At 47.3% G+C, this 24,248-nt stretch carries 20 protein-coding genes and 1 pseudogene; 13 read left to right on the top strand and 8 right to left on the bottom strand.

All coding sequences use genetic code 11. The features are described from left to right. The 3 genes and pseudogenes from H8S84_RS20165 to H8S84_RS19200 all read left to right on the top strand — a co-directional run. A pseudogene (locus H8S84_RS20165) lies at positions 1 to 127 on the top strand (glucose-1-phosphate thymidylyltransferase); the annotation flags it as partial. Between the two features lie 76 nt (positions 128 to 203). After that, entirely contained in the window at positions 204 to 1,688 is a 1,485-nt protein-coding gene (locus H8S84_RS19205; protein WP_187069006.1) for an MBOAT family O-acyltransferase, read from the top strand. A 3-nt stretch (positions 1,689 to 1,691) separates the two neighbouring features. Beyond that, the gene (locus H8S84_RS19200) at positions 1,692 to 2,663 is read left to right on the top strand and encodes a hypothetical protein (protein ID WP_187069005.1); all 972 of its coding nucleotides are present in this window, start codon (positions 1,692 to 1,694) and stop codon (positions 2,661 to 2,663) included. Here the strand turns inward: H8S84_RS19200 and chrA are convergent. Then, positions 2,653 to 3,825 carry a chromate efflux transporter gene (gene chrA / locus H8S84_RS19195; RefSeq protein WP_187069004.1) on the bottom strand — a complete coding sequence of 391 codons (1,173 nt, stop codon included), beginning with the start codon at positions 3,823 to 3,825 and terminating at the stop codon, positions 2,653 to 2,655. The two genes, H8S84_RS19200 and chrA, sit on opposite strands and share 11 nt — an antisense overlap. Before the next feature lie 63 nt (positions 3,826 to 3,888). Beyond that, positions 3,889 to 4,872: an isopenicillin N synthase family dioxygenase gene (locus tag H8S84_RS19190; protein ID WP_187069003.1), complete on the bottom strand. Its 984-nt coding sequence runs from the start codon at positions 4,870 to 4,872 to the stop codon at positions 3,889 to 3,891. Between the two features lie 103 nt (positions 4,873 to 4,975). Between H8S84_RS19190 and H8S84_RS19185 the strand changes: the two genes are divergently transcribed. Further along, complete coding sequence (locus tag H8S84_RS19185; RefSeq protein ID WP_187069002.1) at positions 4,976 to 5,812, top strand: hypothetical protein; 837 nt, start codon at positions 4,976 to 4,978, stop codon at positions 5,810 to 5,812. A gap of 92 nt (positions 5,813 to 5,904) precedes the next feature. Here the strand turns inward: H8S84_RS19185 and floA are convergent, their stop codons facing one another. From floA to proS, 3 genes are all read right to left on the bottom strand, one after another. Beyond that, positions 5,905 to 6,897 carry a flotillin-like protein FloA gene (gene floA, locus H8S84_RS19180; protein WP_187069001.1) on the bottom strand — a complete coding sequence of 331 codons (993 nt, stop codon included), beginning with the start codon at positions 6,895 to 6,897 and terminating at the stop codon, positions 5,905 to 5,907. Between the two features lie 5 nt (positions 6,898 to 6,902). Next, a complete protein-coding gene (locus tag H8S84_RS19175) occupies positions 6,903 to 7,382 on the bottom strand; it encodes an NfeD family protein (protein ID WP_187069000.1) in 480 nt (159 codons plus the stop codon). A gap of 165 nt (positions 7,383 to 7,547) precedes the next feature. After that, positions 7,548 to 9,026: a proline--tRNA ligase gene (gene proS / locus H8S84_RS19170; protein WP_187068999.1), complete on the bottom strand. Its 1,479-nt coding sequence runs from the start codon at positions 9,024 to 9,026 to the stop codon at positions 7,548 to 7,550. Positions 9,027 to 9,212: 186 nt separating this feature from the next. On the opposite strand from proS, the gene H8S84_RS19165 reads away from it, so the two are divergent. From H8S84_RS19165 to H8S84_RS19145, 5 genes are all read left to right on the top strand, one after another. After that, positions 9,213 to 10,403, top strand: a complete 1,191-nt coding sequence (locus tag H8S84_RS19165) for a hypothetical protein (RefSeq protein ID WP_187068998.1) — start codon at positions 9,213 to 9,215, stop codon at positions 10,401 to 10,403. A gap of 14 nt (positions 10,404 to 10,417) precedes the next feature. Next, positions 10,418 to 11,929, top strand: a complete 1,512-nt coding sequence (locus H8S84_RS19160) for an OmpP1/FadL family transporter (RefSeq protein ID WP_187068997.1) — start codon at positions 10,418 to 10,420, stop codon at positions 11,927 to 11,929. A gap of 155 nt (positions 11,930 to 12,084) precedes the next feature. Next, entirely contained in the window at positions 12,085 to 14,316 is a 2,232-nt protein-coding gene (locus tag H8S84_RS19155; RefSeq protein ID WP_187068996.1) for a S9 family peptidase, read from the top strand. A gap of 126 nt (positions 14,317 to 14,442) precedes the next feature. Then, complete coding sequence (locus H8S84_RS19150; RefSeq protein WP_187068995.1) at positions 14,443 to 15,879, top strand: S41 family peptidase; 1,437 nt, start codon at positions 14,443 to 14,445, stop codon at positions 15,877 to 15,879. A 98-nt stretch (positions 15,880 to 15,977) separates the two neighbouring features. Beyond that, positions 15,978 to 16,784 (top strand): hypothetical protein, encoded by an 807-nt coding sequence (locus H8S84_RS19145; RefSeq protein WP_187068994.1) that lies wholly within the window; start codon positions 15,978 to 15,980, stop codon positions 16,782 to 16,784. Positions 16,785 to 16,800: 16 nt separating this feature from the next. Here H8S84_RS19145 and H8S84_RS19140 read toward each other — a convergent pair whose 3' ends face one another. From H8S84_RS19140 to H8S84_RS19130, 3 genes are all read right to left on the bottom strand, one after another. Next, on the bottom strand, positions 16,801 to 17,667 hold the full coding sequence (locus tag H8S84_RS19140) for a RelA/SpoT domain-containing protein (protein WP_187068993.1): 867 nt from the start codon (positions 17,665 to 17,667) through the stop codon (positions 16,801 to 16,803). A gap of 179 nt (positions 17,668 to 17,846) precedes the next feature. Beyond that, on the bottom strand, positions 17,847 to 19,292 hold the full coding sequence (locus H8S84_RS19135) for an aldehyde dehydrogenase (RefSeq protein ID WP_187068992.1): 1,446 nt from the start codon (positions 19,290 to 19,292) through the stop codon (positions 17,847 to 17,849). Between the two features lie 57 nt (positions 19,293 to 19,349). Further along, positions 19,350 to 20,138 carry an SDR family oxidoreductase gene (locus tag H8S84_RS19130; RefSeq protein WP_187068991.1) on the bottom strand — a complete coding sequence of 263 codons (789 nt, stop codon included), beginning with the start codon at positions 20,136 to 20,138 and terminating at the stop codon, positions 19,350 to 19,352. A gap of 122 nt (positions 20,139 to 20,260) precedes the next feature. Here H8S84_RS19130 and H8S84_RS19125 point away from each other — a divergent pair, with 122 nt between their 5' ends. From H8S84_RS19125 to kynU, 4 genes are all read left to right on the top strand, one after another. Next, positions 20,261 to 20,800 (top strand): 3-hydroxyanthranilate 3,4-dioxygenase, encoded by a 540-nt coding sequence (locus H8S84_RS19125; protein WP_187068990.1) that lies wholly within the window; start codon positions 20,261 to 20,263, stop codon positions 20,798 to 20,800. A gap of 86 nt (positions 20,801 to 20,886) precedes the next feature. Then, complete coding sequence (locus tag H8S84_RS19120) at positions 20,887 to 21,459, top strand: GNAT family N-acetyltransferase (RefSeq protein ID WP_187068989.1); 573 nt, start codon at positions 20,887 to 20,889, stop codon at positions 21,457 to 21,459. Positions 21,460 to 21,538: 79 nt separating this feature from the next. Next, positions 21,539 to 22,630, top strand: coding sequence for an amidohydrolase family protein (locus tag H8S84_RS19115; protein WP_187068988.1), 1,092 nt, complete (start codon positions 21,539 to 21,541; stop codon positions 22,628 to 22,630). Positions 22,631 to 22,927: 297 nt separating this feature from the next. Further along, positions 22,928 to 24,202 (top strand): kynureninase, encoded by a 1,275-nt coding sequence (kynU, locus tag H8S84_RS19110; protein ID WP_187068987.1) that lies wholly within the window; start codon positions 22,928 to 22,930, stop codon positions 24,200 to 24,202. Positions 24,203 to 24,248 lie beyond the last annotated feature (46 nt).

Below are 24,248 nucleotides of genomic sequence, written 5' to 3'. Positions count from 1 at the left end.
CGGCTGCATCGAGGAGGTGGCTTACCGCATGGGCTTTATAAATGCCGAGCAGCTGCAAAGGATCGCCGAGCCACTGCGCAAGAGCGGCTACGGCGACTACCTGCTAAGCGTGCTCAGAGAAGCTTAATATATACATGGCAGCCTGCACCTATATGTACAGACGTGAACACCATTCTTTTGCTGTAGTATAGTTGTAGGTTGCCATGTTATTTAACTCTTTTGAGTTCTTAGTATTTTTCCCGACAGTGGTGGGTTTATACTTTCTGCTGCCGCACCGCTTTCGTTGGGTTTTGCTGCTCATTTCCAGCTACGCCTTTTATATGTTTTGGCGTGCAGCGTATGCGATTATACTTCTTGTCTCCACAGTAGTAGATTATACTTGTGGGCGCATGATGGGGCGCTATACAGACAGTGAGAAGTATAAACGAAAACCGTGGCTATGGCTCAGCCTTATCTCCAACCTGGGCATCCTTGTAGCCTTTAAGTACTTTAACTTTTTTAGCGACACAACTGAAAGCCTCTCCAGGTGGTTGGGTATAGCATATGCTGCGCCGGCATTTGAGCTGCTGCTGCCCATGGGCATCTCGTTCTATACTTTCCAGACGATGAGCTATAGTATAGATGTGTACCACGGCAGGATTAAGCCGGAAAAACACCTGGGTATATTTGCATTATTTATATCATTTTTTCCTCAGTTGGTGGCGGGCCCAATAGAGCGGGCCGGTAATCTTTTGGGCCAACTCAAGCAGCGGCACGAGTTTAATTACCAGCGCGTAACCAGCGGACTCAGGCTAATGACGTGGGGCTTGATGAAAAAAGTGGTGATAGCTGACCGCCTGGCCTTGATGGTAAATCAAGTGTACAACGACCCAACAGCCTATGAAGGTATTCCGCTTATCATCGCTACTGTTTTTTTTGCCTTTCAGATCTATTGCGATTTCTCAGGTTATTCTGATATGGCTATAGGCGCAGCCAGAGTGATGGGATTTAAACTGATGGAAAACTTCCGGAGGCCATACTTCGCTGCATCCATTAGAGAGTTCTGGGCCCGGTGGCACATTTCGCTTTCCACTTGGTTTCGTGATTACCTCTACATCCCGCTTGGGGGTAGCCGAGTTGTAAAATGGCGCTGGTACTACAACTTGTTTATTACCTTCGTAATTAGTGGCTTTTGGCACGGTGCCAACTGGACCTTTATAGTATGGGGAGCTCTACACGGCATTTTTCTAATCGCCGGTGAAGTAATAAAGAACCAAAGCCACTTGCTGCCCAGAAGTATAGGCTTGGCCAAGTTACCGCAGCTGCAGAGGTTTATGCAGGTAGCGGCTATTTTTATACTTGTTTGCCTGGCGTGGGTGTTTTTCAGAGCAAATTCTATAACAGACGCCTTGTATATTTGCAGCCACATGATTTCTGGCCTGAGTGACTCGGTTAATGCCATAGTACATGACACAGATGGTCTTAGAAATACATGGCTTTTTCTGGGGCAAACAAGAACATCATTCCTGATAGCTTGTGGCGTTATACTTTTACTTGTTCTGGTGGAGTGGTTGCTAGAGCATCAAATCAGGCTTAGGGTTGCCTCGCTGCCTGCAGCTGTTAGAATAGCTGCTTACGGGGCTGTAGTGGCATTTATCTACTTATTTGGCAGCTTTAAGGAGACAGAGTTTATCTATTTCCAGTTTTAAGATATGAGAAAACTCCTGAGCAGGATCTTTGCTGTACTGGCCGTAGCGGTAGCTTTTTACGTCCTGGCGGTAGCATTACTGTTTACGTTCGGGAATGTGAACTGGCTGCCGAATGTAAAGTATACTTTAGGCGGAACAGGCTATACGTTGCTGCGGCTTCAGGAGGCTAAAAAGCAGAAGGATATAGAGGTGCTGTTCATCGGGTCTTCTCAAGTTTACAGGGGCTTTGATACCAGGCTTTTTGAAGAGCGCGGTATAAGCGCGTTCAACTTAGGCACTTCCTCCCAAACACCCGCTGACTCCTACTATTTGCTCAGGGAAAACCTGCAGCAGTTTAACCCCAAAGTGGTAGTTATGGACCTGTTCTGGGAGATTTTAGCCGAAGAAGGAGTAGAGGCTGGGGTAGATATAATATCAAACTCAGAAATAAGCAACAACATGGTGGAGATGGTGTGGCACCGCAAAGACCCGATGCTGCTGAACACATTGTTACTAAGTGGTGCGAGAAGCACCTTTAAGCCATTAGATCCATCTGACCAGGAACAGTTTGAAGAGTACCAGTATGTACCGGGAGGGTTTGCTGAATCGCACAGAAGGGAAAACAAACTTTCACCAGAGTCTTTAAGCTCACTAAGACCATACACTTTTACTACTGCGGAAATGCAGCTGAACTACATCCGAAAGATTGCTGAATTGTGTGCAGAGCAGCAGGTGATCTTAGTTTTTGTGGTTGCCCCTGTTACAAAGGAACTGAAGGACAGTGTTGAAAATTACGATGCTTACACAGCAGTAATAACTAAGCTAGCCCAAGAGAGCAACGCCAACCTTATAGACTACAATATCAAGCCCGGTTTAAAGCTCTCTTCCCGGTACGACTTTTTGGATGCAAATCATCTGAGCCAGTCTGGGGTAATAAAGTTTAACAAGCTATTGCTGTCTGACCTGCAGCGCATCGTGCCAACGCTTAGTAAATAACAATCCCGAGAAGTAAGCCTGTAAGTATAAGTATAGGCGGTGGAATTTTCGTGAACATCAGCAGCGCAAAAGTTACCACCACAATACTGAAGTTGAGAATAGTATTTTCGACAGGATGGTATAGAAGTATGGCTGCGGCTACCACCATGCCAGAGCTTACTGCGCTAACGCCCTCCAGAGAAGCTCGTACCACCCTATACTTTTTAAGCTCATCCCAGAAGCGGATAACAAAAAAGATAAGGAAAGTGCCGGGCAGGAAGATCCCTACCGTAGCCACAAAAGATCCAAGCAACTGCCCTGGAATTCCAAACCTGCGCATGGCTAAATTCCCGACAAAAGAGGCAAAAGAGAAGGTAGGTCCAGGCAAGGCCTGCACAATGGCGTAACCAGAGAGGAATTCCTCGCCGGTAAGGTAGTGCTTAAAGTCAACGAACTCGGTATACAGCAGCGGGATAAGCACCTGGCCGCCACCGAAAACAAGGCTGCCGTTACGGTAAAAGTTCTCAAACAAACGTACCGGTAACGAAGAGGTAAAAGCACCGAGCACGGCTGCCGTAATCAACACCCCTACGTAAAGTATAAAGTTTGCCCATTCAATCTTTATTTTCTTGTCCTTCTCCTCGGGGTGTTGCCTAAACCGCAGGGCAGTAACGGCGCCACCCGCAATTAGTAAAAGTGGCAATACCCACGGCGAACTAAAAAAGTAGGCTAGTACGGCCGAGATCATCATCAGCACAATGCCTGTTTTAGTGTTCACCACCTTTGAACTGATCATGTATGCCGCGTAAGCTACAAAGCCCACGGCCATGGGCTGTATAAAATTCAGGAACTTAAGCGAAATGCCTTGGTCTTGTAAGTATGAAATGGCAATGGCCGCAATACCCATGATGATAGCGGCAGGCGTTATCCAGACCAATAGGGTAAGGTAGGCAAGGTTTGGTCCGCCTATTTTGAAGCCGATTGCTGTTATTGTTTGGGTGGAAGTGGGGCCGGGTAAAATAGAGCAAAGGGCATTCAACTCGATCAGTTCCTGCTCTGTAAGGTAGTGCCTCCTGTCTACGAGCAGCTTAAACATCATAGCAATGTGCGCTTGCGGGCCCCCAAAAGCAGTAAGGGCCAGTAGCAGTACGTCCTTCAGGAAGATGTAGTAGCGCAAACTCATCGCATAAAAATAAAAAAAGAGAGACAGCTTTCGCCATCTCTCTTTAATTTATTGCTTATAAACTTATGCTTTTTTAAGACCAAGCTCTACAAGGCGCTCGTTCAGGTATTCTCCTGCTGTTGCGTCCGGGTAGGCTTTCGGGTTTTTCTCGTCTATGCAGCTCTCCAGGCAAGTCAGGTCCATTTCAGAACGTGGATGCATAAAGAACGGAATAGAGAAGCGGGAAGTATGCATCAACTCGCGCGGCGGGTTAACCACACGATGGATAGTAGACTTCAGCTTGTTGTTTGTTAAGCGGGCAAGCATATCGCCTACGTTAACCACTACCTGCTCTGGCAGGGCCGTAATCGGAATCCACTGGCCATCGCGGCGAAGCACCTGCAAGCCATCTGCACTGGCACCCATCAGCAACGTGATCAGGTTAATATCGCCGTGCTCTGCAGCACGTACAGCGTCAGCCGGTACGCTGTCCGGGTTCTCGATAGGGAAGTAGTGGATAGGGCGTAGAATGCTATTGCCAAACTTTACCTTATCGTCGAAATAGTTTTCGTCCAGGCCAAGATGAATAGCAATAGCGCGCAGTACTTCTTTACCTGCAGCCTCTAATCTTCTGTAGGCTTCTAGCGTTACTTCTTTAAACTCGGGTACTTCTGTCGGGAAGATGTTCTCAGGGTACTCCTCTTTGATAGGATCGCTGTCCGGAATATCACTTAGCTCCTGGCCTACATGGTAAAACTCCTTTAGGTCACCAGTGTTAAAGCCTTTTGCTTTCTCTTTTCCCTTACCTACATAGCCACGCTGGCCAGCAAGTTCTGGGTGTTCATATTTTTGTTTCACCTCATCTGGTAAGGCGAAAAATTTTTGTGTAGCAGCATACAGTTTTTCGGTTAAATCATCGCTAAGACCGTGGTTGCGCAAAGCAATAAAACCAATGTTCTGGTACGCATCGCCCAGTTTTTTTACAAATCGAGCCCTTCTTTCCGCATCACCTGATGTGAAATCTGCCAAATCCAGGGAAGGAACCTCATCGAACAATATTTCGCTCATATAGTTATTTCTGTATACTTTTTTGTGTTCTTCTCGTAGTTCGCAATATACGAAAAAAATAAAATCGCTAAATTAGCTGTAACGCTAACCAATCCTTAATTTCATGAAAAGAACCTATTTGTTACTAGCCTCTGCACTCATGCTTGGCTTTTCTGCCTGTGATACCGCCCGACAGACGCAGGAAAATGAATCTCAAAGCCCTGCTGCAACAGCTATAGGGGGGCCTACCCCAACAGGTGCTGTTATGAGCAAAAATGGTTTGCGGGTATTTGCATTTAACGATTCGCAGCAATACCCTGAGTCACAGCTACGCTTAAACGTGCCACCGGCAGGCGGAGTAGTAGAGGCTGGGCCGGTTCAGTTTGATTATGATCTGTCTAACTTCCAGCTTACGCGCATGACACCGCACTCTAATGCTGAGCACATGGCAAACTCGCAGGAGGGGCAGCATATACATAATATTGTAGATAATGAGCCTTACACAGCACATTATCAAACAGAGTTTACAAAAGATTTAGCAGAAGGCGATCACGTGATCCTGTCGTTCCTGTCAAGGTCTTACCACGAGAGCTTAAAGCACAAAGGCGCTTATGACCTACGTATGGTAACTGCCGGCAAGCCAACAGAACGTATGGAGTTTGACATGAATGCGCCGCACATGTTCTACAGCCGTCCTAAAGGTGAGTACGTTGGCAAAGACACAGAGCAGGTGATGCTGGATTTCTACTTAGTAAACACTGAATTGTCGCCTACAGGAAATAAAGTGCGTGCTACTATAAATGGTACCGAGTTTATACTTGATAAGTGGATGCCGCACATCATGGAGGGGCTTCCGATGGGTGAAAACACCATTAAGCTTGAGCTAATAGACAATAACGGTAGCCTTATACCTGGCCCGTACAACAGTGTAACTCGCACATTTACACTTAAAGCTCAATAGCAGAAAGTAAATAAAGTATAAATAAAAAACCGCCTGCTCCAATCAACTGGGGCAGGCGGTTTTTTATTGCTTAATTTAAAAACTAAGTATGATTATTCTTTAGACTTTCCAGGGCCACCTCCCTGCTGTCCAGGGCTGGCGATAGAGTTACGCATATCTGTATCAGACTGTATGTTCTGCATTTTATAGTAGTCCATTATGCCCAGGTTGCCGCTGCGGAAAGCTGCTGCAATAGCTTGCGGAATTTCCACTTCGGCCTGAATCACGTTAGCACGCGCCTCCTGCGCTTTAGCTTTCATTTCCTGCTCCACGGCTACGGCCATGGCGCGGCGCTCTTCTGCTTTGGCCTCAGCCACTTTTAGGTCAGCTCCCGCCTGATCTATCTGCAGCTTGGCACCAATGTTTTCGCCAACATCAATATCAGCAATATCAATAGACAATATCTCATAGGCAGTACCCGCATCAAGTCCTTTTTGTAGTACCAGCTTAGAGATGATATCCGGGTTTTCCAGAACGCTTTTATGAGAGGTGGAAGAACCGATTGAGGTTACAATGCCTTCGCCAACACGGGCAAGTATGGTCTCTTCGCCGGCACCACCCACTAACTGATTAATGTTGGCGCGTACGGTTACACGTGCTTTCGCGATCAACTGAATACCATCCTGGGCCACAGCGGCTACGTTTGGTGTGTTGATCACTTTAGGGTTTACAGATGTGGTTACGGCTTCAAAAACGTTACGACCAGCCAGGTCGATGGCTGTTGCCTGCTTAAACGATAGCGGGATATTAGCCTTGTCGGCAGAGATAAGGGCTTTGATAACGGTTGGCACGTTGCCGCCTGCCAGGTAATGTGTTTCCAGTTCAGTGGTTGTAAGATCGATGCCAGCCTTTGTAGAGTTGATCATGGAATTTACAATGAGACTTGGCGGCACCTTACGGATACGCATAAATACAAGTTCCAGTAAGCCTACTCTAACCCCCGAGAAAAGAGCAGTGATCCAAAGGCTGATCGGAACAAAGTATAAAAAGATCATGAGCAGGACTATACCTCCTGCAATCAAAAGTAATAAGGACAAGTTTTCCATCTGGGTTAGGTTAGCTTACTTTCTTCTACTGTTATTTTATTTTGATTAAGCTTAATAATGCGAACTGAGGTATTGGGCGGCAGAAACTCACCTTTGGTTTGTACTTCGTGGTGGCGTTCTCCAAAAACGGCTGTTCCTTGCGGGCGCAAGGCAGATACTGTTTTGCCGACGTCTCCCACAGTTAAAGCATGTGGGTGCTCGTCGTTAACACGGCTCCGGTTCTGGTTTTTTAAGGCAAAGCGTGTCCAGCTATCAGACCTGAAACTATAGACAAAAGCCAATGCCCCTATAAGTACCGTAACGGCAAGTATGGCATGTCCTGTGTTGGTGCCCAGTGCAGCATAACCTATCCAGATGCCAATACAGGTAAGCACAAAGCCTAGTATGCCAACAATGGTGGTGCCCGGTACAAAGATCAATTCCACTACCAAAAGCAAAAGCCCGATACCGATGAGCAGAATGACAGTAATCCAGTCTAATAGCATAAGTTGGGTGCTTGTGTAAGTAAATATAGTGATTAATTGCTGATTGTTCGTTGTTGGGTGCTGTAAAATGCACACGCAAGGGATGAAAATACAAACGCCACCTCCCAAGCAGAGAGGTGGCGTTTGAAAACTGCTGAAAAAAGATCAGCAACAAATAATCAATACTTAATACGCTTTGGCAAAGTATACACGCTGTTTGCTTGGTTTGCCGGTAAGCATATCTACGCCGTCCTCTTCTGGTGTATCAATGGCAATACAACGAATAGTGGCCTTTGTCTCTTCTTTAATACGTTCTTCTGTCTCAGGTGTGCCATCCCAGTGGGCAAGTACAAAACCACCTTTTGTTTCCAGCACTTCCTTGAACTCTTCGTACGTGTCTACTTTAGTAGTATGAGACTCACGGAAGGAAAGTGCTTTTTCGAAGATATTTTTCTGGATCTCGTCAAGTAAAGCAGGAATGTGATCTGCAAGGCCTGCAAATTGCTGTGTGCTCTTTTCTTTTGTGTCGCGGCGTGCAATCTCGGCAGTCCCGTTCTCAAGATCGCGAGCTCCGATGGCAACGCGTACTGGTACACCTTTTAACTCCCATTCGGCAAACTTAAAGCCAGGTCGTTCAGTATCACGATCATCAAACTTCACGCTAACACCTTTAGCCTCCAGCTCACGCTTCAGTTGGTTTACTTTCTCACTGATCTGCGCCAACTGCTCCTCACCTTTGTAAATAGGCACAATCACTACCTGGATAGGAGCTAGGTTAGGAGGTAATACCAGGCCTTCGTCATCAGAATGAGCCATTACCAGTGCACCCATCAAGCGCGTGCTCACACCCCATGATGTTCCCCATACGTGCTCTAGCCCACCTTCTTTAGTCGCAAATTTCACGTCAAAGGCTTTAGCAAAGTTCTGGCCAAGGAAGTGTGACGTACCTGCCTGCAACGCCTTGCCGTCCTGCATCAATCCTTCAATGCAATAGGTATCCAGAGCGCCGGCAAAACGTTCGCTAGGGGTTTTTACCCCGCGAATTACAGGCAAGCCAATATACTGCTCTGCAAAGTCAGCATACACGTTCATCATCTTCACGGTTTCTTCAATGGCCTCCTCTGCCGTAGCGTGTGCTGTGTGGCCCTCTTGCCACAGGAACTCTGCTGTGCGCAGGAACAGGCGCGTACGCATCTCCCAGCGCACTACGTTTGCCCACTGGTTAATCAGTAGAGGCAGGTCGCGGTAGCTCTGTATCCAGTTTTTGTAAGTGTTCCAGATTACAGCCTCCGAAGTAGGACGTACAATTAGTTCTTCTTCCAGTTTGGCATTAGGGTCTACGCGCAGTTTTCCTGGCTTATCAGGATCGGCTTGCAAGCGGTAATGCGTTACTACAGCGCATTCTTTGGCAAAACCCTCGGCATTCTGCTCTTCAGCCTCAAACAAGCTCTTGGGCACAAACAGCGGGAAGTATGCGTTGGAATGGCCTGTGGCTTTAAACATATCGTCTAGCACACGCTGCATTTTCTCCCAAATGGCAAAACCGTAAGGTTTGATAACCATACAACCACGTACCGCAGAATTCTCTGCTAAGCCTGCTTTTTTTACCAGCTCGTTATACCATAAGGAGTAATCTTCGCTTCTTTTTGGTAGCCCTTTGCTCATCTTTTGTTAAAATTTATACTATATCGCTAATGATTAATGTTTTTGGAATAATAATTGCTTTAATTGTACCTGAGAGTCAAATATCATTCTGGCTCAAAAATACGTTTAATATATTAGACTATTGATAAGGATTTGCGCCCATGTGTGTTTATCTTTGATATAGAGGAATTTACTACAGAGATGGCCATGAAAAAGTTTACGATATACGCCTTAGCTCCCGCACTAGCGCTTTTTGCACTGGGTTGCAGCGGTCCTTCGGCAATGCAGTCTACAGAGTATGATGATATGTACTATAGTTCTTCGGACAAAACCACTTATGCAGAGCCGGAGGCAAGATCGTACGATGGGCTAACTGAAACGGATAACAGAGAGCAGCAAAGATATAGTGAAAGCAGCAATGCAGTTACTGATAACTACTATGCCGAAGATTACGAATACTACGATGGCAGAGAGTATAACCCGCGCAATAATTGGTACAGGCCAAATTACTCGTATGTAGATCCGTATTGGGGAAGCGCCTATACGCCTCGCCATTATGCCTACAGTCGTTATAACTCTCCGTTCTATGATCCATTCTATGATCCGTTTTACCATGACCCATTCTTTTACGACCCATTTTACCGCAGACCATTCTGGAACAGTGGCGTGTCTGTAATTATCAGCTATAACTACGGCTGGGGAAATTGGGGCAGACATCATCCATACTACAGCCGCTGGTATCCGCACAACCCATACTACCACCATGGTTATTATAGCGGTTTTTACGGTAACAACTGGTATGGCAACAGATGGGTTTATGATAGCCCTATCATTGTAAACCGCATTAAGACACAATATGGCCCCCGCGATGCACGTGGAGGTGTGGTTACAGACGGCAACAGAGGCAATGGCGGCAGACCAGTAAGAGGTGAGGCTTATCAAGGAGATGTTATAGGCACAGAAAATGCACGTCCGTCACGCTCTAGCGATGCGGTGGCAGCGCCACAAACAGGTTCTGAAGCGAAACCGTCTATACCATCGCGTCCGAGTCGTACTGAGTACTATGACCCAAGCCAAGGTAGAAGCCGCGGCACAAGAGAGCGAGGCAATATTAATGAGCAGCGGCAGCAGAATGAACGCCGTGTGATACAGCCTTCAGAGCGACGCAGCCGTGAGTATACACCTACACCTAGGTCTACGGAAAGCAGACCTAGGACCCGCGAGTACAATATGCCGCAACAGCGCCAGCGTAGCACAGAGAGCAGGCCAAGTTATGAGCCGCGCCGCGAAAGTTCACAGCCTTCCCGCTCAAGCGAGGTAAGGCGCGAAAGCAGCAGCAGTAACTCATCATCCGGAAGTAACAACAGTGGCAGCGGCCGCCCAAAAAGAGGACAATAACCTAGATACACCCCATGAACATACATAAGCTAATTCTAGCCAGCCTGGCGTTAACGCTGGGCTGGTCAGGCAGCGCCTTTGCCCAGAACGAGGTAGACGCTTTGCGCTACACCCGACTCGGAGTAACTGGTTCTGCACGCATTCAAGGTATAGGAGGAGCACAATCTGCACTTGGTGCAGATATCTCTACCATCTCGTCTAACCCAGCTGGATTGGGTATGTTTCGCAGGTCGGAAGTTAGCATTAGCCCCGGCTTACAGTTTAACAGCACCCAAACAAAAGTTGGTGGCTTCTCGCAATCTATCGATCAGAACGCTGTAAGTATACCACATGCTGGTTTGGTTATTAGCAAACGAGACGAATACGAAGGTAGTGACTGGACCGGAGTTAACTTCGGTGTCAGTTTTACCAGACTAAATAATTTTAACCAGCGCCGGTCTTATAGTAACACTGCAGCCTCAGATCAACTAACGATTGTAGAATATTTTGCAGAGCAGGCCAATAAAAAAGGTGTTACCCTAAACGACCTGAACTCAGAGTTTAATAATGGTTTTACTACGCTGGAAGGGCTAGCTTTTGGAGCTTACCTTATTGATGTAGAAGTAGACGATGAGGGCAATGAGTTTGTGGTGCCACTATTTAGAGAAGGAGAAATACTGCAGCGGGAAGATATCCGTCGCAGAGGCTCTCAAAATCAGTTTGACATTGGTGTTGGCACAAGCTACAAAGACAAGTTATACTTAGGGGCGTCGTTAGGAATTGTAACATCTAACTTTACACAGGAAAGTATTTACCGTGAGTCGGAGAGCAGCACAAACACGGCCTTTACAGACCTGGAGCTGCGTGATGAGTTTACAACAGAGGGAGCAGGTATAAACTTGAAAGTGGGTGTTATTGCCAGGCCAATTGACGCTTTGCGTTTAGGCTTAACCTTGCAAACACCAACAGCTTATACTTTAAACGATACTTATCAACGGTCTTTATACGCCTCGTTTGATGATGGCCCGACTGAAAGTGCAATTGAATTGCCTGGCGAGTTTACCTATAGCCTGGTAACACCTTTTAGAGCCACACTTGGCGCGGCAGGGTTTATTGGTAAGTATGGCTTTGTTACGGCCGATGTGGAATTCGTAAACTACAGCAACATCAAGTTCTCGGAAGACGATGGCGATTTTACAACAGTCAACGATTATTTCAACGAGATAAACAACCGTATTTCCAATACCTACCAATCTGCTGTAAACTACAGAATAGGTGCAGAAGGACGTTTTGATTTATTTAGGGTGAGAGCCGGTTATGCTCATTCTGGTGATCCATATAAAAATGCCTCCTTCGACGGAAGTATAAATTCTTACACAGCGGGTGCGGGTGTGCGCCTGAAGAATTATTACTTCGATCTGGCGTATGTTAGAAGTACAGGCAATAGCCGTTACTCTCCGTTTACACTCGACAATGGAGATGAGCCTGTAGTCGATATCGATGAAAAACTCTCGACAGTGATGCTGACGTTTGGCTACAATTTTTAAAGAGTATAAGTTTAGTTGTTAAAGGCAGCCCAATGGGCTGCCTTTTTACATTTGTAGCATGTTAGGAGCAGACAGGTATGGTTTTGGCATTGATCTATGGCAAAACCATCATAAATACCTAACTTAGGGGTTAGCTAAACCTTAAATTCAAACTCATGCATATTAAACTAAGAACAGGCTTTTTAGCTGCCGTGCTTTTATGCTTTGCCTTTGTGGCGCAGGCGCAGCAGAAAAAAGACATCACCCTGGAGGATGTTTTCCGCAAAGGTACCTTCAGAACACAATCGGTGTATGGCGTAAACTGGATGAACGACGGCCAGTACTACAGCTCACAGGTACAGGACGAGCAGAACAAAGTAAACGACATCGTTAAGTATTATGTAACTACTGGTAAGCCAGTAGCCACCATTATTGAGGGTGAAAACCTAAAGCCGGAGGGCAGCAACACCCCGATTAAGTATGATGGCTATACTTTCTCTTCGGATGAGCAGAAGGTGCTTTTCTCTACAAACCGTGAGCAGATCTACCGCCGTTCTTCCAAGGCTGATTTCTACATCTACGACATCGCCTCTAAAAAACTGACTAAGCTAAGCGACGGCGGCAAGCAGATGTATGCTACCTTCTCACCGGATGCCAAGCGCGTTGCCTTTGCCCGTGACAACAACATGTTTGTAACGGACCTGAGCAACATGAAAGAAACGCAGATCACCACAGACGGTAAGTTCAACTCTATCATCAACGGGTATGCGGATTGGGTTTACGAGGAGGAGTTCTCTTTTGCGCAGGGCTTCCACTGGTCACCGGACGGCAAAAAGATCGCTTTTTATACTTTCGATGAAACCAACGTGCCGGAGTTTAACATGCAGATGTGGGGCGAGCTTTACCCGCAGGACAACAAGTTTAAGTACCCGAAAGCTGGTGAAGCCAACTCAAAAGTAAAAGTATCGGTGTATGATGTGGCTAGTGGCAAAACCACTAAAATGGACACAGGCACTGAGGAGGACATCTACATCCCGCGCATCAAGTGGACAAACGATGCTAACTTGCTTTCTATCCAGAAAATGAACCGCCTGCAGAACACACTGGAGATTTTGCACGCGAATGCTACTACCGGTAAATCTAATGTGGTGCTGAAGGAAACAGATAAGGCATACATTGATGTAACAGACGACCTGACTTACCTGAAAGACGGCAAGCACTTTATCCATTCTTCGGAGGTGAAAGGCTTCAACCACCTTTACCTGTACAACATGAACGGTAAACTGGTGCGCCAGATTACCGACGGTAACTGGGAGGTGAGCAACTTCATCGGCTACGACGAAAAGAACGACCGCCTGTACTATATGTCTACAGAGGTTTCTCCGCTGGAGCGCCACCTGTACAGCATCAGCAGCAAAGGCAAAAAGAAAACACGCCTCACTGAGCAAGCCGGTACGCATAATGTGAACATGAGTGATGACTATAAGTATTACCTGGATTATCACTCTGCTGCCAACGTGCCAACTACAGTTAGCCTGCACACGGCAAAAGACGGTAAGCTGATCAAAGTATTAGAAGACAACCAGAAGCTGAAGAACACGCTGGCACAGTATGATATCGCCAAACAGGAGTTCTTTACCATGAACACAGCGGACGGCACCAAACTGAATGGCTGGATGATAAAGCCAACTGATTTTGACCCGAACAAAAAATACCCTGTGCTGATGTTCGTGTACGGTGGTCCGGGCTCACAGACAGTGAACAACAGCTGGGGTGGCAACAACTACCTATGGTACCAGGTGCTGGCTGATAAAGGCTTGATCGTAGTAAGTGTTGACAACCGTGGTACAGGTGCCCGTGGCGCTGAATTCAAGAAAACTACTTATGCCAACCTGGGCAAGTATGAGATTGAAGACCAGATTGAAGCGGCGAAGTGGTTGGGCAAGCAGTCTTACATCGACAAAGACAGAATCGGTATTTGGGGGCACAGCTTTGGCGGTTACATGACGCTGCTGGGCTTAACCAAAGGCGAAGGTGTGTTCAGAGCTGGTATTTCAGTTGCACCTGTTACTAGCTGGAGATACTACGATAGCATTTACACAGAGCGCTTCCTGAAAACACCACAGGAGAATGCCGCCGGTTACGACGATAACTCACCGCTGATGTTTGCCGATAAACTGCAGGGCGATCTGTTGTTAATTCATGGTACTGGTGATGATAATGTGCACTTCCAGAATGCAGTAGCCATGCAGGATGCCTTGATCAGCGCCAACAAGCAGTTCGAGAGCTTCTACTACCCGAACCGTAACCACGGCGTAGGTGGTGGCATTACATCGCTGCACCGCTTTAACATGATGACGAACTTCCTGGAACGTAAGCTGATCAACCCAACAGAGGTGAACCAGTAAGCAAAGTATAAACCCAATGTATAAAGGGCCCGCCGGAAACGGTGGGCCCTTTATTTTTTAGTATGGTGCAACCTTCTACTTTATGTCTTCATCTATAGCTACATAAACGCCACTAAAGTATAAACTATGAAAAAAACATTATCTCTTTTGCTGCTGCTGTTCATGGCAGCCACACTAACTTTTGCACAACAGGCACCGCAAGAAAAACTTTTTACCCCAGAGCAAATGCGCCAGGACCTCGACAGCATGTATAGATGGGTTAACGCCACGCATCCTAACCTATACCTGCGCATTAAAAAAGAGAAGGCCGACAAAGAATGGGAGAAGGTAAAGAAGCAGCTAAAAACACCTTTAACTGCCAGAGAATTTTCCATTGTCGCTTCTCCGCTGCTGTCGCAGTACTGGGACGGACACACCAGTCTGGGCTTTGATCTGGAGGATAAGGGCTTGCAAGAGTACCACGAAAACGGCGGCAAGTTTTTTCCGCTTGGGATGGAGGTAAGAGACCAGGAGCTTATCGTTAAAAAAGCGACTGACGCTTCAGGTGTAAAACCTGGTGCTAAGATTACCAAAGTAAATGGAGTGAAAACAGGTGCTCTGCTTAAAAAGATGCTGTTCGTATGGTCTGCAGATAATCAAAAGAATCAGGCAGCTAACATGGGTAGGTTGTTCGGGATTACGCTATGGGGAGCCTACGGCTGGGGAGACAAAGTTGAGGTGGAGTACCAGAACTATGGTGACTCCAGAAAGCAGAAGGAAGTATTAAATGGTATAAGCTACAGTGACCTGTGGAAACTGATGAGTGCCGGCTCCAGGAGCTACAAGTTAACCATACATGAAAAGGAGAGCCTGGCGGTATTGGAGCTGTTCAGCCTGAACCGTACAAAGGCCTTGGAGGTTTTTCTGGACTCAGCATTTACTGCTATCAAGGAAAAGAACATTCAGCATCTAGCCATAGATATGCGCAGGAGTGGCGGTGGCAACTCTGTAGTAGGAGACATGGTGCTGCAATACACTACGACCAAGCCATACAAACAAGGAGACGCCAAAATAACAAGATACTCTACTGTGCTTGCTGCAATGCCTTACAACAAAGGTCTGAAGAGTACGATGGATAGGATTTCTCAGAAAGAAGGCTTTGATGGCAATGTTTATCGCTCGGAATGGGATGCTGTAGCCCCTGAGCCACTTGCCAAGCCGGAACTACTGTTTGAAGGAAAACTTTACATGTTGACAGCCCCACGAACTTTCTCCTCATCGCACATGATGGCCTCGGCCTTTAAAGCTTATAAACTGGGAACTATGATAGGAGAGGCTACTGGTGGCAGCATGCAGTTCTTTGGAGAGCCGGCCAGTTTTCAGTTGCCAAACACAAAGCTATGGGGCATCTGTGCTGTGGCAGAGTGGCTATCAGCAGGTTTTACAGAAGCAAGTGCAGACAAAGGAGTGCAGCCAGACGTAGAACTAAAGCAAAGTATAAAAGACTTGGCCGAAGGCAGAGATACTGTAATGGAGTACCTGAAAGAAAGTATAAGAACGGGTAAGCTGGCAGCGGCGAAATAAAAGTATAAGTGCTTAAAATTTAGGTAATTGGTAAGGCCAGGTATAGAAATAACAACTATATTTGGCCTTATTTTTTGCTACACTAATTACCTGAAACTATGAAGATTACCGCATTTCTATTGCTGGCACTTTTGCTGTGCGCTTTCCAGGTTAGCAACCCTACCCGCGATAAGGCCCTGGAGAGTTTAGCCAACGCCGAACGAAATTTCTCAGCCACTTCCGAAGCCAAAGGTTTGCACCAGGCTTTTGTGGATAACATGGCCGAAGACGGTCTAGTGTTCGCCCCCAAGCCCACCAATGCTAAAAAGTTACATGCTGCAGCACCTGTCAGTAAAGCTTACCTGAGTTGGTACCCAGCCTACGCTGACATCTCCAGCTCGCTGGACTGGGGTTATACTACCGGACCTTATCAACTAAAGCCAAGTGTAGAAGATGACAAAGTTGTAGGGGCAGGCTTCTACCTGTCGGTGTGGCGCAAGCAGCCGGACGGGCAATGGAAAGTTGCCATTGATATGGGAAATTCTTTCTCTCCGAACCTGCTTAAAGAAGAAGCCTACCAACCAACTCCTGTAGACTCAAAAACAAAGAAGACCAAAGGCGCAAAAGAGGAACTCCTGACCAAAGATATGCAGCAAGTGCAGCCATACTTCGCCGAAACACTGATCTACCGCCACGGAGAATATCCCTACAAGTATAAGGATGCAAGTATAGAGCCTGCCTCAAATATAGTATACACCAACCTGGGGCATGAGCTTTCACCGGCAGCCGACATGGCTTATACTTACGGCAGCTACGTTCAGCAAACCAGCAAAGGCGAAGTGGCCGGGCATTACCTAAAAGTATGGAAAGTGCTGGATGGGCAATGGAAGCTGGTGGCTCACAATCTTGTACCGGATAAGAAGTAGCTCATGATAAGTCAGCTCATTTGCCCGTTATCTTAGCTAAGCAAGTATAAAGATATTGCTTCTCCTGCTCGTCTACGGGTAACTTATCTATGTGGCTGTGAAGTTGTGCTACTGTAACTTCTGGGTTCGCTTTCTTTTCGTGTTTATACTTATGCAGTTCATTAGCCAGTGCCTGTATTTGAGTAGCCACCTCATCGGCGTTGGCCGTGAACTGGTTAAGCATCCAAAGCAGCCTGTTCAGCAGTTCGTTTGGCTCTTGGTCAGGATAGCGTAGGCAGTGATCGATTTCGCTCCAGGCTTCTTCCAACAGCGTTTTAACCTGAACCTCTACAAAGTATAGCTGCTTGTTGGGCTTTACCTTTATTATGTAGTGCTGCGCCTTGTATCCTTTTGTGTTAACTATCACCTTGTGGTTATTTAAAGTAAACTGCTTGGCTTGCTTCGTCTTTTCGTTATTAACATAAGCGTACGGTTGCCTTTTTAGCTCCCACACCTGCTGTATATAACTACCTATATCATACCAAGTATCCTTGTACAGGTGCAGAATGCGTACGCCTACTAAATCATTAATGTACTCTAGATAATTGGTGACGTTTATGTGGCGGTCGGGATATTCCTGCTTTTTCCGGATGATCTTTTTGAGCAGGTGCAGTGGCTCCTTTACCCTGTGCCGCACGGCATGCACGTCCTGCTGCCGTCTTAGAATGTTAGCTACCAGCACGGCAATCTCCTCCAGTTCGCTCAGACGGCTGATGTAATCGTTGTATATGGCCCGTAGCTCTTTTACCTCTATGTCCTGCTTGTACAGCGACTCCTCACTTTCGTCGAGTATGGAAAGTATAAACGGAATAGTTGCTTTATGTGCATGGCTGTGTAGGTGCATAGTATGAGGGCGTTAGCAGATCCTCCTATGGAAGTATAATAGGTTTAGGCGGGAAATGTTGCAGAGAAGGCATAATCGGTGCTATCCAAAAGCTTTATTTCGTTGCCACTCTAAACGCAGCGAATCATCTAAAACGCTTTATTAACGCTCAGATGACTCGCCTCATTTTGCTTTAGTTTTTACAGTTTCACACAAACATTCTGTGGCTCCGTAAAGAAACGCAGCGCCTCAAAGCCGCCCTCACGGCCAACACCGGAATTTTTCATACCGCCAAATGGAGTGCGCAGATCGCGCAGGAGCCAAGTATTAATCCATACTATGCCAGAATGCAGCTGGTGTGCCACACGGTGTGCACGGTTTAGGTTCTGTGTCCAGATGGTGGCAGAGAGGCCATAGTCGGTGCAGTTGGCGTATTGGATAACTTCTTCCTCGGTATCAAAAGGGATTAGCGTAACTACAGGGCCAAAAATCTCTTCGGTGTTGGTGCGGCACTCCGGCGATAGTCCTTCGATAATGGTCGGGGAGATAAACCAGCCGTTGGCGCAGCGTCCTTCTACTTGTACCTGCTGTCCGCCTGTAAGTATGGTTCCGCCTTCTTCTTTAGCTAGATCAATGTAGGAGAGTACCTTTTGCATGTGCTGCTCCGATACCACAGCGCCTAATTTGGTGCCCTCTTCCATCGGGTCGCCTACTTTCATGGCTTTTACTTTCTCTACAAAGGCATCTTTAAACTTATCGTACAGAGGACGCTCTATAAAAATACGGGAACCGCAAAGGCAGATCTGCCCCTGGTTGGCAAACGACGAATGAATGGAAGTATGAAGAGCGTTGTTAAAGTCGCAGTCGGCGAAAATGATGTTCGGGTTCTTCCCCCCCAGCTCCAGCGACAGCTTTTTGAACATAGGTGCCGCCGTGGCTGCAATGGTGCGGCCAGTGGCGGTGCCACCGGTAAAGGAAATAACAGGCACTTTCGGATGTGCAGTAATGGCAGCGCCTACTTTATGTCCGTAACCATGCACAATGTTTAGTACACCAGCCGGTAAACCAGCCTCAATACATAGTTCCGACAGCAGGAAAGCCGTCATGGGGGTTACTTCGGATGGTTTAGCCACTACACAGTTACCGCCAGCTAAGGCAGGAGCAATTTTCCAGGTAAACAAGTATAAAGGCAGGTTCCAAGGCGAAATGCAGCCAACCACACCATGCGGGTGACGCACTGTATAATTAATGGCATCAGTACCTTCCATGTAATGCGCCTCCGATGCAAAATGCTGAATGGCCGTGCCGTAAAAACGCATGTTGCTGCTGGCACGCGGAATGTCTACCGACTTAGCCAGTTTCAAGGGTTTACCATTGTCTACAGACTCAGCCTCAGCCAGCATGTCCAGGTTCTGGTCAATCAGGTCTGCAATGCGCATCAGAATCTGCCCACGCTTTTCGGCCGGCGTTTTAGACCATGCCGGGAAAGCAGCCAACGCCGCTTGTACTGCCTGCTTTACGTCCTGCTCGTCAGAGTCAGGTATAAGCGAATATACTTCGCCGGTAGCCGGGTTGTGGTTATCAATGTACTTGCCTGCCACAGGCATTACCAACTGGCCGTTTATATAGTTATGGATGTGTTGCACTGGAGGGTAATTATGAATTACAAATTATGAATTACGAATGCCTTAGGATCAACGACTCTATAAACAACCCGTTCTGCCGCCATCTACAGGCACGTTGATGCCATTGATGTATGCTGCAGCTGGTGTGGCTAAAAAGGCAGCGGCCGCTGCCACCTCCTCAGGGTCGGCGAACCGGCGTGCAGGAATCTCTGCTACCATCTCTTCTTCCGTAGAATCTATACTTACCCCGTTCTTCTTTGCTTTATTTTCGATGATAGACTCCAGTCTTCCGGTGCGGGTGGCGCCAGGCAATACATTGTTTACGGTAATACCAAAAACTCCCAGTTCATTGGCCATTGTTTTAGCCCAGCTGGCAACTGCCCCACGTATAGTGTTCGATACGCCCAAACCATGTAGCGGCTGCTTTACCGAGGTGCTGATGATGTTGATAATACGGCCATAACCAGCGCTTTTCATAAGCGGAATAACAGCCTGTGCCAACGTGTGGTTGTTAATCAGGTGCATGTTAAAGGCGTTCAGAAACTCCTCTGGCCTGGCATCTGTAATAGGTCCGCCTGCCGGGCCACCTGTATTGTTTACAAGTATATGGATAACCTCCTGCTGCTTCAGGTAAACCTCCAGCTTTAGCATAACATCCGAAGGGCTGGCAAAATCAGCTATCAGATAGTCGTGCTGCTGACCTTTGCTGCTGTCCAGTTCCTGCACCGTTTGCTGCAGTTTTTCCTCGTTGCGGGCTAACAGGGTTACATGTGCTCCGAGTTGTGCCAGTTCTATGGCTATAGCTTTGCCGATGCCCTGGGTGCTGCCGCAAACCAAGGCTCGTTTATCTGTGAGATCTAAGTTCATAGCTTAAATGTACAGAAAAGCCTCCAAACTTGCACGGCAGAAGTATAGCCGGTTTATACTTGCAGTACCATAATTGCTAGCTTTTGCGTACCTTCAGTTTATCAACCTAACAAAACAAAACTATGGCTGTAGCAAAACCTTTCAACTTTAAAAAATGGATAGACGAACACCGCCACCTGCTAAAGCCACCGGTGGGCAACCAACAGGTGTTTAGAGGCAACGACGACTTTATTGTGATGGTGGTGGGCGGACCAAACGCACGCAAAGACTATCACTACGACGAAGGTGAAGAGTTTTTCTATCAGTTGGAAGGCGATATTACACTTAAAATCATAGAGGACGGAAAACCTGTTGACATCGAGATAAAAGAGGGGGAGATTTTCCTGCTGCCGCCAAAGGTGCCACACTCGCCGCGCCGCCCTGCCAACACCATAGGGTTGGTAATTGAGCGCTACCGTAAGCCGGGCGAGAAAGACGGCTTCTTGTGGTTCTGCGAAAACTGCGGTAATAAACTCTACGAAGAGTACGCCGACGTTACCGATATCGTGGAGCAACTGCCCAAGATTATGAACAAGTTCTGGGAGAGCAAAGAATTGCGCACCTGCAACGTTTGCGGCACTGTAATGGAGCCACCGGTTAAGCCAGCAGAAGCAGCTAAATAGCATTTATACTTATTAACTAAACCTCCCGTGCCACCTTAGCTTGTAGTGCGGGAGGTTTACTTTAATTCTATCTTACACTTTTACTAATGCACCCGACCTTAACCACCAAAAGACTACAACTACGCCTGATTCAACCTGCTGATGCCTCATTTATACTTCAGGGATTATCGGATGAGCGGGTAACGAAGTACTATGCTGTGCACTACGACACGCTGGAGGAAGTGCAGGAACAAATGGAGTTTTACGAGAACCTGATTGCAGAAAGCACAGGGGTTTGGTGGGCCTTTTCGCTACAAGGCAGCGACGAACTAATCGGTGCCTGTGGGTTTAGTAGCGTGGAAGAGGGGCACCTAAAAGCTGAGATTGGCTTCTGGATTTTGCCGGCTTATTGGGGCAAAGGGTATATTGCTGAGGCTGCCAAGGCGATAATCGAGTATGGCTTTAATGAAATGCACCTGAACCGCATAGAGGCTATTGTAGAGGGCGGCAATGTGCAGTCGGAGAGCGTGCTGAAAAAGCTAGGGTTCGAGTTTGAAGGAAGGCTGCGGGAGCGGGAGGTTAAAAACGACCAATTTATAGACCTGCTTTACTACAGCATCCTGAGAGAAAAATCAGAAACTAATGCGCAACGCAAAGCTTTTGCCCCGAAAAGTGCGTAAAAAGTATAAAATGCTTATATTGTTGGATTGCCTAATTCAGCCATACACCGTATAGCAGCATTTTTGTCCCTTTACCAGCATGCAGGATAACACGAATAAATCGCCCATACTTACCGACAACGATCTGCTCAAGATCGATATACATACCCATATTTTGCCCGCTACCTGGCCAAACCTGCGGGAGCGTTATGGCTATGGCGGTTTTATCAGGCTGGAGCACCACAAACCCTGCTGTGCCCGCATGATGATGGACGATAAGTTTTTCCGGGAGATACAGGACAACTGCTGGGACCCAAAAGTTCGCATGCACGAGTGCAGCCAGCACAAGGTGGGGGTGCAGGTGCTAAGCACAGTACCGGTTATGTTTAGCTACTGGGCAAAAGCCGAACATGCCTACGACCTCTCCAGAATGCTGAACGACCATATCGCCGGCATTGTAGCGGATTATCCTGATCGCTTTGTAGGATTGGGTACCATACCGATGCAGGATACAGACTTGGCCATTAAAGAGCTGGAGCGTTGTGTAAAGGAGTTGGGGATGCAGGGGGTGCAGATCGGCACGAACATTAACGGCTGTAACTTAGACGAGCCAAAGCTTTTCCCGATTTTTGAGGCTGCCCAGGATTTAGGTGCTGCCATTTTTGTACACCCCTGGGATATGCTCGGCAAAGACCGCACAAACAAATACTGGATGCCATGGCTCGTAGGCATGCCAGCCGAGACTACAGTAGCTATCTGCTCGATGATCTTCGGTGGGGTGCTGGAGCGCTTACCAAAACTACGTGTAGCTTTCGCACATGGCGGCGGCTCTTTTCCGGCTACTATTGGCCGTATTGCCCACGGCTTCGACGTTCGCCCCGACCTTTGCGCCATCGATAACAACGTGAACCCACGCGATTACTTAGGCAAATTTTACTTCGATTCGCTGGTGCACGACCCACTGGCTTTGGACTATCTTGTAAACTTGGTTGGCGCCAACAGCATTGCCCTCGGCACCGACTATCCTTTCCCGCTGGGAGAACTGGAGCCCGGTAAACTAATAGAATCCATGCCTTATGATCTGGCTACTAAAGAGAGACTGCTAAGCGGCACCGCACTGGAGTGGCTGAATTTAGAGAAAAGCAGGTTTGTGAACAGTTCGGCTAGCAAAGTAAAAGCTGAGGAAGTATAATTTTACTGAACAATAGTATCCAACCACCCCTAGCCCCTCCTTATCCAAGGCGGGGAGCTCTACCACCACTTTAGCAAATTATAAACTCTGTTGCAGCAGCTTGATCTTCCTTCTCACAAGTTTTAGAAATGAAGGTAGCAGCTATCGTGATGATTGTTGAAGCAGTAAATAAGATTCCCCGCCTTGGATAAGGAGGGGCTAGGGGTGGTTGGACCAGGCAAAGCAAATCCCTATCTTCGCAGAACAAAGTATAAAAAGCTGATCTTGTCGGCTCTAACATAAATGTATCCGCACACCATGAATTATCAAAATACCCTTGCCTTTGCGCAGGAACAAGATAAACAAGATCCTTTACACCATCTTAGAGAACGCTTTTACTTTCCGCAGGTAAACGGAAAGGATGCCATCTACTTTTGCGGTAACTCATTGGGATTACAGCCTAAATCAGCGCAGATGTACATCGACAATGAGATGTATAAATGGGCAAATCTGGCTGTAGAAGGTCATTTTAAAGGCGAAGAGCCGTGGTTTGATTATCACAAATTACTTGCTGGCGGTGCTGCGCGTGTGGTAGGTGCCAAAGAAAGCGAAGTGGTGATCATGAACCAGCTGACTGTGAACCTGCACCTCATGCTGGTGTCATTCTATAGGCCGGAAGGCAAGCGATTTAAAATCATCACAGAGGGCGGTGCTTTTCCTTCTGATCAGTATGCCCTGGAAACACAGACAAAATTCCATGGCTATAACCCGGATGAGGCAGTAGTAGAATTGTTCCCGAGAGAGGGCGAGCACACGCTGCGCACAGAGGATATTCTGGCAAGTATAAAGGAGCACGGCGAGGAGCTGGCACTAGTGATGATGGGCGGCATTAACTACTACACAGGTCAGGTATTTGACATGGAGGCCATTACCAAAGCTGGACATGAAGTGGGCGCTGTGGTGGGCTTTGACCTGGCGCATGCTGCCGGTAACGTGCCGCTTAAGATGCACGACTGGGATGTGGATTTTGCTGTGTGGTGTACTTACAAGTACCTGAACTCTGGTCCTGGTGGTACATCGGGTGTATTTGTGCACGAGCGCCATGGTAATAACCCAGACCTGCCGCGTTTTGCTGGCTGGTGGGGCCACGATGCGCAGGCGCGTTTCCAGATGAAAAAAGGCTTTATTCCAATGCAAGGTGCAGAGGGCTGGCAGCTAAGTAACGGCCAGATACTTCCTTTTGCCGTACATCGTGCTTCATTAGAGATGTTTGATGCCGCAGGCATGGACAACCTACGCACTAAAAGCGAAAAGCTGACAGGCTACCTCGAGTACCTGATCGATGATGTACATGCCGGCAAAGACGTGATGGAGATGATCACACCACGCGATCCGAAGGCACGCGGCTGCCAGATTTCCATATTAGTAAAGAAGGATGCACGCAGGCTATTTAACATGTTGATGGAGGCCGGTATTATAGTAGACTACCGTGAGCCGAACGTAATTCGTGTGGCGCCTACGCCACTTTACAACAGCTTTGAAGAAGTATACCGCTTCTCAGAGATTCTGCATGAGTGCTTGCAGGCGCATTAGGAGATAGTCATAACATAAAAGAGAAGGCCGGTAAGCAAACTTGCCG

Source organism: Pontibacter cellulosilyticus (genome assembly GCF_014306105.1).
Classification (GTDB): domain Bacteria; phylum Bacteroidota; class Bacteroidia; order Cytophagales; family Hymenobacteraceae; genus Pontibacter; species Pontibacter cellulosilyticus.
This window is presented reverse-complemented; position numbering and strand designations above follow the sequence as displayed.